This is a genomic window from Ensifer meliloti, from assembly GCF_030064585.1.
In the GTDB taxonomy this organism is placed as follows: Bacteria; Pseudomonadota; Alphaproteobacteria; order Rhizobiales; family Rhizobiaceae; genus Sinorhizobium; species Sinorhizobium meliloti.
In genome coordinates, this window is sequence record NZ_CP120364.1 from 1263806 (window position 1) to 1279416 (window position 15611).

Annotated in this window: 15 protein-coding genes; 10 read left to right on the forward strand and 5 right to left on the reverse strand. The window is 61.3% G+C overall.

Annotated features, from left to right (window positions below):
* Window positions 1-11 precede the first annotated feature (11 nt).
* Window positions 12-791 carry a helix-turn-helix transcriptional regulator gene (locus tag PZL22_RS05825; protein WP_003525850.1) on the reverse strand — a complete coding sequence of 260 codons (780 nt, stop codon included), beginning with the start codon at window positions 789-791 and terminating at the stop codon, window positions 12-14.
* A gap of 111 nt (window positions 792-902) precedes the next feature.
* Here PZL22_RS05825 and PZL22_RS05830 point away from each other — a divergent pair, with 111 nt between their 5' ends.
* The 5 genes from PZL22_RS05830 (at window position 903) to PZL22_RS05850 (ending at window position 7577) form a co-directional block, all read left to right on the forward strand.
* Complete coding sequence (locus PZL22_RS05830) at window positions 903-3032, forward strand: hydantoinase/oxoprolinase family protein (protein WP_284718263.1); 2130 nt, start codon at window positions 903-905, stop codon at window positions 3030-3032.
* A 17-nt stretch (window positions 3033-3049) separates the two neighbouring features.
* Window positions 3050-5242 carry a hydantoinase B/oxoprolinase family protein gene (locus PZL22_RS05835; protein WP_127515813.1) on the forward strand — a complete coding sequence of 731 codons (2193 nt, stop codon included), beginning with the start codon at window positions 3050-3052 and terminating at the stop codon, window positions 5240-5242.
* Window positions 5243-5245: 3 nt separating this feature from the next.
* Complete coding sequence (locus PZL22_RS05840) at window positions 5246-5743, forward strand: acetone carboxylase subunit gamma (protein WP_003525855.1); 498 nt, start codon at window positions 5246-5248, stop codon at window positions 5741-5743.
* The gene (locus PZL22_RS05845) at window positions 5740-6570 is read left to right on the forward strand and encodes an SDR family NAD(P)-dependent oxidoreductase (protein ID WP_284718264.1); all 831 of its coding nucleotides are present in this window, start codon (window positions 5740-5742) and stop codon (window positions 6568-6570) included. Before PZL22_RS05840 ends, PZL22_RS05845 begins: the two co-directional genes overlap by 4 nt.
* A 68-nt stretch (window positions 6571-6638) precedes the next feature.
* The gene (locus PZL22_RS05850) at window positions 6639-7577 is read left to right on the forward strand and encodes a choline ABC transporter substrate-binding protein (RefSeq protein WP_284718493.1); all 939 of its coding nucleotides are present in this window, start codon (window positions 6639-6641) and stop codon (window positions 7575-7577) included.
* 15 nt (window positions 7578-7592) lie between these two features.
* On the opposite strand, the gene PZL22_RS05855 is transcribed toward PZL22_RS05850, so the two are convergent.
* From PZL22_RS05855 to PZL22_RS05870, 4 genes are all read right to left on the reverse strand, one after another.
* Window positions 7593-8036 (reverse strand): TA system VapC family ribonuclease toxin, encoded by a 444-nt coding sequence (locus PZL22_RS05855; protein WP_003525860.1) that lies wholly within the window; start codon window positions 8034-8036, stop codon window positions 7593-7595.
* Complete coding sequence (locus PZL22_RS05860; RefSeq protein WP_010975287.1) at window positions 8033-8260, reverse strand: hypothetical protein; 228 nt, start codon at window positions 8258-8260, stop codon at window positions 8033-8035. Before PZL22_RS05860 ends, PZL22_RS05855 begins: the two co-directional genes overlap by 4 nt.
* Before the next feature lie 182 nt (window positions 8261-8442).
* Window positions 8443-8916: a DUF2269 family protein gene (locus tag PZL22_RS05865; protein ID WP_003525863.1), complete on the reverse strand. Its 474-nt coding sequence runs from the start codon at window positions 8914-8916 to the stop codon at window positions 8443-8445.
* Complete coding sequence (locus PZL22_RS05870; RefSeq protein ID WP_003525864.1) at window positions 8916-10205, reverse strand: SDR family oxidoreductase; 1290 nt, start codon at window positions 10203-10205, stop codon at window positions 8916-8918. The genes PZL22_RS05865 and PZL22_RS05870 overlap by 1 nt, the downstream gene beginning before the upstream one ends.
* Before the next feature lie 369 nt (window positions 10206-10574).
* Between PZL22_RS05870 and ugpB the strand changes: the two genes are divergently transcribed.
* The 5 genes from ugpB (at window position 10575) to PZL22_RS05895 (ending at window position 15516) form a co-directional block, all read left to right on the forward strand.
* Window positions 10575-11867 (forward strand): sn-glycerol-3-phosphate ABC transporter substrate-binding protein UgpB, encoded by a 1293-nt coding sequence (ugpB, locus tag PZL22_RS05875; protein WP_014527485.1) that lies wholly within the window; start codon window positions 10575-10577, stop codon window positions 11865-11867.
* A gap of 116 nt (window positions 11868-11983) precedes the next feature.
* Window positions 11984-12865 (forward strand): sn-glycerol-3-phosphate ABC transporter permease UgpA, encoded by an 882-nt coding sequence (ugpA, locus tag PZL22_RS05880; protein WP_003525869.1) that lies wholly within the window; start codon window positions 11984-11986, stop codon window positions 12863-12865.
* Window positions 12866-12873: 8 nt separating this feature from the next.
* Window positions 12874-13722: a sn-glycerol-3-phosphate ABC transporter permease UgpE gene (gene ugpE / locus PZL22_RS05885; RefSeq protein WP_003525871.1), complete on the forward strand. Its 849-nt coding sequence runs from the start codon at window positions 12874-12876 to the stop codon at window positions 13720-13722.
* Entirely contained in the window at window positions 13722-14771 is a 1050-nt protein-coding gene (locus PZL22_RS05890; protein ID WP_003525872.1) for a sn-glycerol-3-phosphate import ATP-binding protein UgpC, read from the forward strand. Before ugpE ends, PZL22_RS05890 begins: the two co-directional genes overlap by 1 nt.
* A 118-nt stretch (window positions 14772-14889) precedes the next feature.
* Complete coding sequence (locus PZL22_RS05895; RefSeq protein ID WP_127614197.1) at window positions 14890-15516, forward strand: glutathione S-transferase family protein; 627 nt, start codon at window positions 14890-14892, stop codon at window positions 15514-15516.
* Window positions 15517-15611: the final 95 nt, after the last annotated feature.

The window sequence follows — 15611 nt, forward strand, 5'->3', positions numbered from 1 at the left end:
GCTGCAGGTCCTCACGAGAGCCGGTGTTGCTGGAAGACCTGCAGGAAGAGTTCGCGCTCCGTCGTGATGTCGAGCTTTTCATAGATGCGCGCCCGGTGGTTCTTGACCGTGCCCGGGGCGATCCCGAGCCGGGACGCGATGGTCGCGTTCGGATGTCCCTGCAGAATGAGGGCGACGAGTTCCCGCTCCCGTACCGTCAGGTCCGGCCAAAGGATCAGCGAGGCCTGGACGGCGCTCACCGGCGCTTCCCCCATGGCTTCGGGCGTGCTGGTCCGCCTCAGATTGGGGTCGCGCGTGCGGGTATCGGTTGCGTGCAGTGCTTCGAAAACCGGAAAGCGACTGCACAGAGCCGCGACTTCGCCATCGCTGAACATCGATGTGGAACGATCGAGAAAAATGCCGAGGCACCAGTCGTCCCCGTCTTCCAGCAGGATGCCGACCTCGTCACAGATTTCGGATTGCGCCAGGAACTCCGCTATGTAGCGCCCGCGCTTGGGAGCGTCGTCCGCCAGGCTCTTGAGAGGCACGATTCCTGCGCGCCTGTTCAGGCGCCAATACGCATAGAACGGATCGAATACATAATAGGTATCGAGATAACGAGCCACCATCTCGTCGGAGTAACCGCGGTGCTTGACGAATTCGGGCTTGCGGGTGGCGGAATAACGGGTGACCGTGATCAGGTTCTGCGGCACCACGGCTCCGATCATATCGATCAGCCGGTCGACATGCCTGTCGGTACCGGTGGCGCTGATCGCTTGCGCCAAGATCTTCCAGAACCCATCGCCGCTCATAAGTTCGTCTAGCACTGTTTCCCCCGCCGGTCATTGTGCCTTTTGGCACATTTCCCGGCCGAAAATTCCCACCTACGCTTCCTCCATCAGCAAAGCCATGGAGGTAAGACCTTGGAAAACCCAATCGTGATCGGCATCGACGCGGGCGGCACGATGACCGACACCATCCTTGTCGATCAAAACGGGCACTTCAAGATCGGCAAAGCCGCGACCACGCCGAAAAACGAGGCCGATGGCTTCATTTCGTCCGCTGCCGATGCCGCGGACGCTTGGGGTATCTCCCTCGACAGTCTTTTCTCCGGTCTCGACGTGGTGCTCTATTCCGGTACCGGCATGCTCAACACCTTGCTCTCGCGTACCGGTCGCAAGCTTGGTCTGATCACCACCAGAGGCATGGAGGACATGGTGCTGATGGGCCGCGGTCTGCAGGCCTGGGCGGACTATTCCTATGCCGACCGGCTCCATGCGGTCACTCACGCCCACCCCGATCCCCTGGTGCCGCGCCGCCGCACCCATGGCGTCACCGAACGCGTCGACCATTTCGGCGATATCGTGCTCCCGCTCTACGAGCACGAGGTAACCGCCGCCGCCCATGCGCTGATCCGCGACAAGGTCGACGCGATCTGCATCATGACGATTTTCAGCCACGTCAATCCGGTACATGAGAAGCGCATCGCCGAGATCTGCCGCGAGGAGGTTGCCGCCGCCGGAGTCGAGATCAACGTCTATACCAGCCACGAGGTGCGCCCGGTGATCCGGGAACAGTCGCGGCTGAACTCGGTGCTGATCGAAGCCTATGCGACGTCGCGCGGGCGCATGCAGCTCAGGAGTATCGAGGAGGCCACGCATAAATACGGCTTCAAGTACGGCGTGCAGACGCTGCTCTCTTTCGGAGGGTTGACGTCGATCAACCATCCGCGCCTCCACGAGACGATGATTTCCGGGCCGATCGGCGGCATTCTTGGGGCGGCGTATGTCGGCAAGCTCATCGGCAATGATTCGCTGATCTGCTCGGACATGGGGGGAACCTCCTTCGATATGGGCGTCATCTCGCGCGGCCAGACACGCATCGAGAACGAGCCGTTGATGGACCGTTTCAAGCTCAATGTGCCGACACTTCATCTCGACACGATCGGAGCGGGCGCCGGCATGATCCTCAAGGTCGACCCATTGACCAGGAAGGTATCGCTCGGGCCCGAAAGCGCAGGCGCAGACCCCGGTCCGATCTGCTTTGCGAAGGGCGGCACGGAGCCGACCATCGCAGATTGTGATGCGATCCTCGGCCGGTTGAACCCGTATTACTTCCTCGGGGGCAAGGTGGTGCTCGAGGTCGAGAAAGCACGCGCGGCCTTTAAGGAAAAATGCGCCGACGTGCTCGGCGTCGGTGTAGAGGAAGCGGCTGAAGGCATGATCGACATGCTGGAGCAGGACGCCAATAACGCGCTGCGACGCGTTATCTCGGGCCAGGGCATCCATCCTTCCGAGTTCACCCTTCTTTCCTACGGCGGCTCGGGCCCGCTGCATCTTGCGGGCTGCTCAAGGGGCATCGGCTTCAAGGACATCATCACGTTCCAGTTCGCCGCCGCCTTCTCCGCCTTCGGCTGTACGACGGCCGACTATATGCGCCGGCATTCGGTGTCGACCCAGATCGATATCGGCGCCCGCGCCTCCGACGACAGGCTCGCTGCAGCCGGCGCGCAGGTCACCCGGGTGTGGCAAGACCTCGAGAAGGCTGCCGTCGACGAGATGCTGACCGACGGCCATGCGCGGGAGAAGATCAGGACCGTCCCCTTCTTCATGGCCCGTTACACCGGCCAACTGGAGGACGTCGAAGTCATTGCGCCGCTGTCGTCCATCAACGGTCCCGATGACATGCGCGCGGTGCTGGCGCAGTTCGAGGAGGTCTATGCCAAGGCCAATCACCGCGTCTCGAAATACGGCGAGGCGGGCTTCTCCTTGATGGAACTCGGCGTCATCGCCACCGCCGAAAAGATCAAGCCGGTGCTTGTCAGGCGGCCTCTCGGGACAGCCGATCCGCAATCCGCCCACAAGGGCGTGCGCGAAGCCTATATCGGGGGCCGCTGGCACAGCGCCAATCTCTACGAGATGGATCTGCTTGAGCCCGGCCACGAGGTGATCGGCCCCGCAATCATCGAACACCCGGCCACGACGCTGGTGGTGCACCCGAACGATCGCGTCTTTATCGATGAGTGGACGTTGCTTCACTACAACCACGCCTGAGCTGAAGGATGACAAACATGCTGGACAAAACGGCAAATTCCCTGCAGCGGCGGCTGCTCGAATCCGAACGGCTGATGGAAGAGACCGGCTGCTATGACGGCATCACCGAACTTCGGCTGCGCAGGCAGGATCCGCTGAAATTCGAGACCCTCCACACGAAGCTGCGCGCCTATTGCGTCTCGGCACGCGAAATGGCCCGGCGCATCTCCGCCTCGCCGGGGGTGCGGGAAGTCGGCGAAATGGTGGTGGCGATCTACACGCCGGAAGGCGACGCGATCGCGCTTTCGAACGGCATCATGGTGCATGTGCACACGATGAGCCGCTTCATCAAGTGGATGATCAGAAACGGCTACGAGCAGAATCCATGCATCCGCGACGGCGACATCTTCGCCAACAATGACGCCTTCATAGGCACAGTTCAGGTGCCCGACGTCATGGACGTGGTGCCGATCTTCCACGAGGGCACGCTTGTCGGCTGGGCGGGCGCCGTCTGCCATGAGCTCGAGGCGGGTGGAATCACGCCCGGCGGCGATGTGTGTCTTGCGCAGGAGCGCTTCACCGAGGGGCTTTTCGTCTGTGCCGAAAAGATCGGCGAGAATGACGAGATCCGCCGGGATTACGTAATCCGGTGCGAGCGCAATCTGCGCATGCCAATCTACTGGGTGCTGGACGAAAAAGCCAAGGTCGCCGCCTGCATCGACATGCGCGAGAGCGTAAAGCAACTCATCGACGAGGTCGGCCTCGAATATTGGCAGCGGCTTTCCAAGGAATTCATCGAGGAGGGAAGAAGAGCACAGCTTGCCCGCACGCGGCAGTTGACCGTGCCCGGCATTTATCGAGGCCACACCTTCTACGGTCACGTGACCGAAGGCAAGCCGGGGTTCCAGCCGCTCGCCGACCCGAACTGGCTGTACAATATCCCCATCGAGATGGAGATCACCAGCGAGGGCAAGATCAGGCTCGACTTCGACGGCACGCAGCCCTGGGGCTATCATTCGATGAACTGCACCCCGGCCGGCATGGACGGCGGCATGTTCGTGACGCTCACTCAGCACATGAACTTCGAGGGGCTGGTCAATGACGGCGCCTGGATGGCGACCGAGATCAATATTCCGCATGGCACCTGGACCAACCCGGACAACGAGATGGCGGCCACAGCCACCTCGTGGGCCTTGCTGCTGCCAGCGTACGGCGTTTTTCAGCGGCTGCTCTCACGCGGTTTCATCGCGCGGGGCTTTGTCGAGGAAGCCTTTGTCGGTCAGGTGAACTCTCCGATGATCGAGATGGGGGGCACCAGCCAGTACGGCACCGGCTTCGGCATGGCGCATTTCGAATGCGCGGCCGCGGGCTCCGGAGCGCTGGCGATAAAGGACGGGCTCGACACTGCCTATGTCGGCTGGAACCCGGAATCGGACATGGGCAATATCGAGATTTGGGAACAGAACATGCCAATGGTCTATATCGGCCGCTCGATCGTGCCGAATTCCGGCGGCGCCGGAAAGTACCGCGGCGGCTGCGCCTTCATCTCAACCTGGCTCATCAACAAGACCGATCACCTGCGCCTGGTAACATCTGAGCATTCCTCGCGCGTGTTCGACAATGGCGGCCTGTGCGGCGGCTATCCGGCACCGACCTGCGAGAAACATCACGCGGTGAGGAACTCCGATATTCACGAGCGCGCCGAACGCCGGGAGCCGCTCGCACATACGCCGGGCACCGACCCGCTGGTCTCGGATTTCGAGCGCACATACAAAGGCGAGCAGGTTTGGGAGGAGGGTCCCTACATCACCCGGCCCCACAAGGCCGGCGACATTTTCAGCCACGCTTATAACGGGGGTGGCGGCTTCGGCGACGTGCTGGAACGCGACCCGATCAAGACGGCATGGGACGTGGAAAACGGCTTCCTGACGCGCGAAGCCGCCGAGAAGGTGTTCGGCATCATCCTGAAGGAGGATGCCGAGGGTTATCCGCAGGCCGACATCGATGCGACCGTCGCCCGCCGCGCGGAACTGCGCAAGAAGCGGCTGAAGCAAGCCATTCCGGTATCGGAGTGGATCGCCAGGGAGCAACGGCGCGTGGAGGCTTCGGACTTCGCGCCTGAGGTCGCCAAAATGTACCGGAGCGCGATGAAGCTCTCGGCGCGCTTTTCCAGAGACTTCAAGGAATTCTGGGGCCTTGCCTCCGATTTCGCCATCGCCGGGGAGAATTGAGCCATGACCGAATATTCGAAGGAAGTCATCAACGACCTCGTCAACGGCACGCTCCCCTGGCCGCAGACGCGGCGGATCATGAGCGCCTATAAGGACCACGACCGCTTCTTCAAATATCTGGCTGTGCTGCAGGATCGCGTTGCCTGGAGCGATCCGATCCTGCTGCCGGTCGGCGACCGCCTCTTCATCTGCGACAGCGCCGAGGGCCGGGTCACCCGCTGCGAATGCGGCTACTCCTTCGGCGACTATCGCAGGAATTGGAAGCTGAACGCGGTGATCAACGTGCGCGACACCGGGGAGAGCTTGCGGGAAATTTACCCGAACAGCGATATCCCGGATCCGAAATGGATGGAAATCCGCGAGTTCTTCTGCCCCGAATGTGCGCATCTGCACGAAGTCGAAGCGGCAGCACCCGGTTATCCAATCGTGCATGATTTCGAGCCGGACCTCGAAGGCTTCTATCGCGACTGGCTCGGTAAGCCTTTGAAGGATCTGTCATGACGGGCAGGCTCAAGGGCCGCAGTGCGGTCATCACCGGCGGGCTGACGGGGCAGGGGCTGGCGATCGCGGAGGCGCTTGCCGCCGAGGGCGCAAATGTCGCCGTGGGATCGTTCGTCCGCGAGGCGGCCGGCCGGCTGGGCGATGCCGCGGCCTATCCCGATCCGCAGGAGATTGTCGAAGTCCGGGAGCGGCTTGCCGCTGCCGGCACGGCTGTTTACGCAGGTCATCTGGACGTTCGCGACAGCGAGGCGATCGAGCAATTCGTGTCGGCGGCGGAAGCCGCATGCGGCCCCGCCGACATTCTCGTCAATGCCGCAGGAACGACCGCCGAGCAGCCGGTGGCGGGCCATTCCGACGAGCTATGGCTGAAGATCATCGACACCAATCTGAACGGCGCTTTCCGAATGACGCGCCGGCTGCTGCCCGGGATGATCGGGAGCAAATGGGGCCGCATCATCAATATAGGCTCGACGGCTGCCACCGTCGGCTGGAAGGACAATCCGGCCTATTGCGCCTCGAAGTCGGGGCTGCTCGGCCTCACCCGCTGCGTAGCGCTCGAAGGGGCGCCGCATGGCGTCACCTGCGTGATGATCAGCCCGACCTGGGTTGAAACGGAACTGATGCGCCGCAACGTTCAGCAGGTCGTCGAAAGGGAGGGCATGGGGCGGACGATGGAGGAGGCGATGTCGGATATCGCCGCCCAGAACCCGCAGAACCGCATCATCCAGCCCGACGAGATAGCGGCCCTTGCCGCCTTCCTCTGCGGCGAGGGCGCAAGGGGCATCACCATGGAGAACATACAGGTCACGGGCGGCGCACTTTGGTGAGCCGCCTTTCTGGTCTTTTGACGTGAGTTTCGCAGTGCATACAGAACCTAAGAAGAGGGAACATGACAATGCTGAAACAGATCACTGCAATGACCGCCGGACTGCTCATGACGATCGGCGTCGCCGCTGCCGCTGAGCCGGAGAGTTGCAAGACCGTCCGCTTCTCCGATGTCGGCTGGACCGACATCACGTCGACGACCGCTGTCGCCTCGACCATTCTCGAAGCGCTAGGCTACGCGCCGCAGAGCAAGCTCCTATCTATCCCCGTCACCTATGCGAGCATGAAGAACAAGGACATCGACGTCTATCTCGGGGATTGGCAGCCGAGCATGGAAGCCGACCGCAAGCCATTCCTGGAGGACAAGTCGATCGAGGTGATCGGTCCGAACCTCACCGGCGCGAAATATACGTTCGCCGTGCCGAAATACGTCGCCGACGCAGGCGTCAAAGACATTTCCGACCTCCAGAAGTTCCCCGACAAATTCGGCCGGAAGATCTACGGAATCGAGCCCGGGAACAACGGCAACCGCATGATCCTCGACATGATAAACAAGGGCGACTTCGGGCTGACCGGCTGGGAGCTCGTCGAGTCATCCGAGCAGGGCATGCTCGCCGAGGTCGAAAGAGCGACAAAGGACGACCAGTGGATCGTCTTTCTCGGGTGGGCTCCGCATCCGATGAACACGCGCTACCAGATCGATTATCTCTCGGGCGCCGACGCCTATTTCGGACCGAATTACGGCGGTGCTGATATCTATACCAACATCCGGGCGGGCTATGCGCAGGAATGCCCGAATGTCGCGAGGTTCGTGACGAACCTGCGGTTCACCCTGGAGATGGAAAACGAGATCATGAACGGGATATTGAACGACGGCAACGATCCGAAGGACGCCGCAGCCGATTGGCTGAAGGCTCATCCGGAGGCAGTCGCTCCGTGGCTTGAAGGAGTGACGACGTTTGACGGCGCATCGGCAAAGGAAGCGGTTGAGAGCGCGTTGAAAAGCTAGGCTGCCGTGAGGAATTCACGACCTATTCGTCGCGATCAGGTGCAAGGCGGAATTGCCCTTCGTGACCGCCGCTGCCGACAGCTTGCGATCGAATGTCGCCAGCTTGCCCCCACGCACCTTGGCGAGCGCAAGCAGATAGGTGTCAGTCACCTGCCCCGAAGTCAGGATTTTCGATGGGATGATATCACTTGACCCGACAAGGCTCACATCGTCCGGCCAAAAAACGTGACCGGGGAGCGACCGCAATTTGGCGACGATCTCCATCACGGGTAACGGTGAGCCGGGAGAATTGGGATATTTGGGATTGCCGACGATCCGGATGACACCATTTTCGGTAATTGGGCAGGTGGCCCACGCGGTCTGACCAATCGACGCGAACCATTCGTGCGCATCATCATGGCCTATATGGCTCGGATCGATCAAGGCAATCAGCACATTGACGTCGAGCAGGAAAGTCACGCCAGTTCGTCACGCAGCGCGTTGACGATCTCGAGCGTCACGGGCGGTGCGTCCGGACGAGGCGACAGGAGAGGAATTCCATTACGCTCGCCGCCGCTGCGCGGCCGGCGCAGAGAACGCCTCGCCAGTTCGGAAATTACCTCGCCGACGCTCCGCTGCTGTTGGGTCGCCATTGCCTTTGCGGCGATCAGGACATCGTCGTCAATAGCCAAGGTCGTTCTCATGTCCGCCTCATAGCGCATCAATCATCACGCATCATATATGCAAGAGGTCGGCTTTCTCAAGTTGGAATGTGAAGGATGACGCAGTCATTTGACCCAATCTCTTTGCCGGTCGAAATCACATTCTCCAATCGGTGGGAGAACCGCGGGGCTCCGATTCAAATCGGGTCAACCCGCCTTCGAGTTTACCATTCGAGTATCGGCCGCGTGATCATGAGCCAGAAGATCGCTAGGACGGCGCCGAAGGCCGGGAAGCCGAAGGCGAACCACAGGCGGAAGAGTTGATGATAGCGCTTCGGCAGCGGCTCGCCCACCTTGCTTGCCGTTTCGGCGAGCCGGCGCATTTCCATCTGCATCCACACGACCGGCAGCCAGAATGCGCCTGTGACCACGTAGAGGAGAAGCGAAAGCAGGATCCATCCTTCCGCGAGTGAATAGCCGACGTTCCATGCAAGGGCGATCCCCGTGACGGGCTGCAACACCACGGCGGTGGCGGTGAAAAGAAAATCGGCGATTACGACGATGCGGGCCACGGCCGCGACCGTTTCCGTGCGGCCGGTCCGATGCGCCAGGAGCATGAAGAATGCGATCCCGGCGCCCGTGCCGAGGAGGACGGAGGCGCCGATGATGTGCAGGAACTTCAGAACGAAGTACAGCATCAACGCTCCTCCAGGATAGCAAGGGCAGCGAGGTGCAGCACCAGGATGGGCCAGATCTTCAGAAGCGGTCCAAGCGGCTCGTTCCACAATTCCGGGAGCAGGGCCGTGCCGGCGATCGCATAGAAAAGCGAGAGGCCGACCGCGCCATAAAGGCCGATGCGGCTTGTGCGGCGAAACGCAATTGCCATACCGATCAGGATGTCGGCGAGGGCTCCGGCGATGACGCTCGGCCCCGCAAGAACGCCGGCGCCTCCCCGTTCCATCAGATCAACGCCGATTTCATACCCCGATGTGAGCGAGATGACGCCCGTCGTGATCCAGAAGAGCGGGAGGACGACGAAGATGACGGGCTTGAGCAGATAGAGCTTGGCGAACCAGCGCTCCTGGACAGAAACCGGCGTTCTCGCCAGTGCGTCTGCGAGCGCCATCGGTTCTATCCCGGTTTTCTCGACCCATGCGCTGTTGTCGCCGACGGCGCCGCGCACGATCTCTTTCTGCGCGGTGCTGCGGGTCGGTGGTCGCCAGCCCAGAGCCCCGGCGATGTCGCTGAGCTTGTAGGTGAGATTCGCGAGCGGGGTGGGCATGTTCACGACGCGAGCAGCGGGCCATCCGAACCAGCGCCTGTAGGTGCCCACCACGTCCTTGAAAGACAGGGCCTCAGGTCCCGCAACCTCGAGAGTGAGCCGAGAAGGAGCATTCGGGTCGACGAACATCTCGACCGTGCGCACTACGTCCTCGAGGCGCACGACCTGAAGCAATCCGGTATTCGGCATGACCGGCAGCCAGGGCAGTGCGGCGAGGCCCCTAAAAAGTGCGCTTGCGCCGTAGGCTCCAGGGCCGAGCACGACGGAGGGGCGCAGGATGACCCAGTCGAGATCGCATGCCATCAGCGCTTCGTCGCCCTGAAGCTTGGTGCGCGAAAAGGGCGAGGGCTGGGCCCTGTCGATCCCCATTGCCGAGAAGTGGATGACGCGGCGCACGCCCGCCTGCTCGCAGGCCTTGAAGAGCGAGGCGGGACCGCGGGCATGGACTGCCGTCGTATCCTCCCCCGGACCGTCCTGGAGCGTTCCCGCGCAGTTTACCACGGCGTCGATGCCTGAGAGATGCGTCAGCCAGTCTTCAGGGCCGACGGACCGAAGGTCGATCTCCAGGGCCTTGCCGGCCGTCTGGGAGCTTGGTGCCGAGCCGGGCCGGACCACGCGGACGATCTCGCTACCACGGCCATGGAGCCCTGCGCACACGGCCGAGCCGATCAGGCCGGAGGCGCCGACCACAAGTACTCTCGTCATTCGTCCTCACAATCTTTCCGGGCGGGCCGCCATTCGCACTCGCCCTACGTCCGACGCCAAAACAACTGCGGCAAGGAAGATGTTCCTTTTGACTTGACCTCCGATTTTTATGCGGCACTCTCCCGCTGGAAGAGTCTTAAGACCCTCTCCGCGAGCGCTCTCGACAATCGGCAGCTCTACTCTATTTGGATCGAGGCGGTGCTGGATGCGAAAGGTGGCTATAGCACTTTGATTTGCTGCATGTTTCTGTCTTCGAATCAATCGGGATTCAAGGAAAGACGCAGTGGAGAGAAAGACGAGTCGTTCGCCTGACAGCGGGAGTGTCGGCGAACGTCTCGGGTGTGGTTGAGTACAAGGGAGGAGAATATTATGCGGTTGATTTCCATTTCCACGACGATTGCATTCGGCTTCGCTTTTCAGGCGCAGGCCGCCACTGAACTGCAGTGGTGGCACGCAATGACGGGTGCCAATAACGAAATGATCGAGGAACTCACCAAGGAGTTCAACGAGAGCCAGAGCACCTACAAGGTGGTGCCTGTGTTCAAGGGCACCTATCCCGAGACGCTGAATGCCGGGATCGCGGCTTTCCGGTCGAAGCAGCCGCCGGCGATCATTCAGGTGTTCGATGCCGGCAGCGGCACGATGATGGCCGCCGAGGGCGCGATCGTGCCGGCAGCGGAGATCCTCCAGAAGGGCGGCTTCACCTTCGACAAATCGCAGTATCTGCCCGGGATCGTCGCCTATTATTCAAAGCCGGACGGAACGATGCTGTCCTTTCCGTACAACTCCTCCTCGCCCATCCTTTATTACAACAAGGACGCTTTTCAGAAGGCGGGCTTGAACGTCGACAACCCGCCGAAGACCTGGCCGGAAGTCTTCGAAGCGGCGAAGAAGATCAAGACGAGCGGTGCGGCGCCTTGCGGAATGACGTCGACCTGGCTGACGTGGATCCAGACGGAGAACTTCGCCGCCTGGAACAACGTGCCCTACGGGACCAATGAAAACGGCCTCGGCGGTACCGACGTGAAGCTGCAGATCAACGCGCCGCTGTACGTGGAACATTTCCAGGCGATTGCGGATCTCGCCAAGGACGGCGCCTTCCGCTATGGCGGGCGCACCTCGGAGGCAAAGCAGCTCTTCACCTCTGGCGAATGTGCCATCCTGACCGAGTCTTCTGGCGGTCTCGGCGACATCGCCAAGAGCGGCGTGAACTACGGCATCGGCCAGTTGCCCTATTACGAGGGCCACGGCCCGCAGAACACGATCCCCGGCGGAGCGAGCCTCTGGGTATTCGCCGGCAAGTCGGACGAGGAATACAAGGGCGTAGCGGAGTTCTTCAACTTCCTTTCCCAGACCGAGATTCAAGCCAAGCTGCACCAGGTCTCGGGCTATATGCCGGTCACGATGGCCGCCTACGAGGAAACGAAGAAGTCGGGCTTCTACGAGAAGAACCCCGGACGCGAAACGCCGCTCCTGCAAATGATGGGCAAGGCGCCGACCGAAAACTCGAAGGGCGTCCGGCTGGTCAACCTGCCCCAGGTTAGGGACATCCTCAACGAGGAGTTCGAAGCGATGCTGTCGGGGCAACAGGATGCCAAGACGGCGCTCGACAAGGCGGTCGAACGCGGCGACGCCGCAATCGCAGCAGCAATCAGCAATTGATCGAGGCAGGTGTCCGGCGCCGTCGTTCGACGGCGTCGGGCTTTTGCGGTCATGCCGCCCTGACGTGATCTCGGGCCGATCCGGCCCCGAGATCATCGTGATCCAGGAGATTGCTCGTGCAGCGTGTCGTCTTTCCGAACAAAATCCTCCCTTACTTGCTCGTCGCTCCGCAGATCGTGTTGACGATCGTTTTCTTCTTCTGGCCGGCAAGCCAGGCGCTCTACCAATCGGTGATCCGTGAAGACCCGTTCGGCCTGAAAAGCGGCTTCGTCGGTTTTGCCAATTTCAGCGCCGTGCTTTCGGAGGCGAATTATCTCAACTCGCTGAAGGTCACGGTGATCTTCAGCGTCCTCACCGCGCTGCTCGCGATGGGCGTCGCCCTGCTTCTCGCCACGGCCGCCGACCGCGTCGTGCGCGGGAAGACCTTCTATCGCACCCTGCTGATCTGGCCATATGCCGTCGCACCGGCAGTCGCCGGCATGCTGTGGCTCTTCATGTTCAATCCGGCTATGGGCACCTTCGCCTATATGCTGAGGCGGAACGGCTTTCATTGGGATCCGTTGCTGAACGGCAATCACGCCATGATCCTGATCGTCGTTGCAGCGGCCTGGAAACAGATCAGCTACAATTTTCTCTTCTTCGTCGCCGGGCTCCAAGCCATACCCAAGTCGCTCATCGAAGCGGCGGCGATCGACGGAGCGCGCGGCACCCGGCGTTTCTGGACGATTATCTTCCCGCTGCTGGCGCCGACGACCTTTTTCCTGCTCGTGGTCAACACCGTCTACGCCTTCTTCGATACGTTCGGCATCATCCACTCGGTCACGGGCGGAGGGCCGGCGAGGGCGACGGAAACCTTGGTCTACAAGGTCTATAACGACGGCTTCGTCAACCTGAACCTCGGCTCGTCCGCGGCCCAGTCCGTGATCCTCATGGCGATCGTCATTGGGCTTACCGCCTTTCAGTTCCGGTTCGTCGAAAGGCGTGTCCACTATGGATGAGATCGCCAATGATTGAAAAGCGCCCCATCTCCAACCTAATCGGGCACCTGATGCTGATCATCGGCATCATCATCGTGGTTTTCCCGATCTATTATACCTTCGTCGCCTCAAGCATGAGCTCGGTCGAGATCATCCGGCCGCCTATGCCGCTCGTTCCCGGCACGCGGCTTGCCGAGAATTATGGCGAAGCGCTTTCCGGTGGAGTCGAGCGTGTGGTCGGCGTCAGTCTCGAACGGTTGCTGTTCAACACATTCGTGGTGGCGATCGCGATCGCCGTCGGCAAGATCGTCATTTCCTTCCTCTCGGCCTTCGCCATCGTGTTCTTCCGTTTCCCCCTGCGCATGGCCTTCTTCTGGATGATCTTCATCACGCTGATGCTCCCGGTGGAGGTGCGGATCCTGCCGACGTATAAGGTGATCGTCGATCTCGGGCTGATCGACACCTATGCGGGACTGACGCTTCCCCTGATGGCGTCGGCGACGGCGACATTCCTGTTCCGCCAGTTCTTTCTCACCATCCCGGGCGAACTCGTGGAAGCGGCCCGCATCGACAATGCCGGGCCGTTCCGCTTCATGCGGGATATTCTGCTGCCGCTTTCAAAGACCAATATCGCGGCGCTTTTCGTGATCCTCTTCATCTACGGCTGGACCCAGTATCTCTGGCCGCTGCTGGTCACGAATGACAGCCGGATGAACACGATTATCATCGGCCTCAGGAAGATGGTCGATTTCACTGACGCATCGACCCCGTGGAACTACGTCATGGTGACCGCCATCCTCGCGATCATCCCGCCTGTCGCAGTGGTCGTCCTGATGCAGCGCTGGTTCGTCAAGGGCCTCGTCGAAACGGAGAAGTAATGGCAACGATCACTCTCAAGGATGTCCACAAGACCTATCACGGCGACATCGCCGCGATCCGCGGCGTTTCGCTTGCGATTGCCGACGGCGAGTTCATCGTGCTCGTCGGCCCTTCCGGCTGCGGAAAATCGACGCTGCTGAGGATGATCGCGGGGCTCGAGAGCATCACGTCAGGCGAGATCTCCATCGGCGACCGCGTCGTCAACGGGCTGGAGCCTTCCGAGCGCGACATTGCTATGGTCTTCCAGAACTACGCGCTCTACCCGCATATGACGGTCCGTCAGAATCTCAGCTATGGCCTGAAGAACCGTAACACGCCGAAGGAAGAAATCGAGCGGCGGATAGCCAAGGCGGCGAAGTCCCTGGAGATTGAACCCTTCCTCGATCGAAAGCCTCGGCAGCTTTCAGGCGGGCAGCGCCAGCGTGTGGCCATGGGGCGCGCCATCGTCCGGGAGCCTGCCGCCTTTCTGTTCGACGAGCCTCTCTCGAACCTCGACGCCAAGCTCAGGGTCCAGATGCGCGTCGAGATCAAGCGCCTTCAGCGGGCGCTCGGCACGACGAGCGTCTACGTCACCCACGACCAGCTGGAAGCGATGACGCTCGCCGACCGCCTGGTGGTTCTAAACGGGGGGAGGATCGAGCAGGTCGGTACGCCGATCGAGCTGTACGAGAACCCGGCGACGGCATTCGTCGCAACCTTCATCGGCTCACCTTCGATGAACCTTCTCGATCTCAATACCGGCAATGCTGCGTGGTCGGCTCCGGCGGCGCTCGTCGGGAAGCCGGGGCTTGCGACAATCGGAATCCGACCTGAGGACATTACCCTCGCCGGTGACACGGACGGCGGCGAGCGTTTCACAGCCCGCGTGCGCGTCGGCGCCGTGGAACTCGTCGGCGCGGAAAGCTATGTGCACGGCACCCTAGCGAACGGCGAGCCGCTCGTCTTCAGGGTTGCCGGCCGCTCCCGCATGATGATCGACGAGGAGGTCGAGGTCGCAGCGGTGCCGAAAAGCCTGCATTGGTTCGACGCCGCCGGCCTGCGTTTGTAGCGCAGGGCGGCAAGGACACGCGCTCACCAAGTTTTTTCGACGCTCTGTCGGCACGGCCTTTCCTCCAACGTCCTTGCAGGTGGCCATTTGGACAATGAGGAAGGTCAGGAGAACCGAAATGATGAAACTATATGGATTAGGTCCGACGCGCTCGCTTCGCGCCCGTTGGGCGCTTCAGGAGCTGGATGCGGAGTTCGAGTTCGTGCCCGTCAACATAGTGGCGGGCGAGGCCCATCACCCCGACTTCCTGCGGCTCAATCCGGCGGGCAAGCTTCCGGTGCTGGTCGATGGCGACTTCGTCCTCACGGAGTCTGCCGCGATCGTCATGTATCTGGCGGAAAAATATGGCGGCAAAGGGCTTATGCCAGCGGACCTGAAGGAGCGGGCGCAGGCGTATCGCTGGTCTCTGTTCGCGGTCACCGAACTCGAACAGCCACTGTGGCGGATGGCTAAGCACACGTTTCTTTATCCCGAGGAAAAGCGGTTGCCGGAAGACATTGCGCTCGCCAAGGAAGAATTCCTGGCCATGGCAGCGGTGCTCGAACAGCACATGAAAGGGCGGGAATTCATCGTCGGCGACAGGATAAGTATCGCCGATTGCGTAACCGCCTATGTTCTGGATTGGGGCAACGAAAACGGCCTGCTCGATGACTTTCCAAAACTCAAGGCCTATCTCGAGCGGATGTATGCGCGCCCCAAGGCGCCGCAACGGATCGCGGAGGCATTTGCGAGCCTTCAGAGTTAAAACTGGATGAGGAATGATCCAGAGCAGGCTACCCCCTCTGGCCTGCCGGCCATCTCCCCCACAACGGGGGAGACCATGTGAGGCGCGCTCAGCGT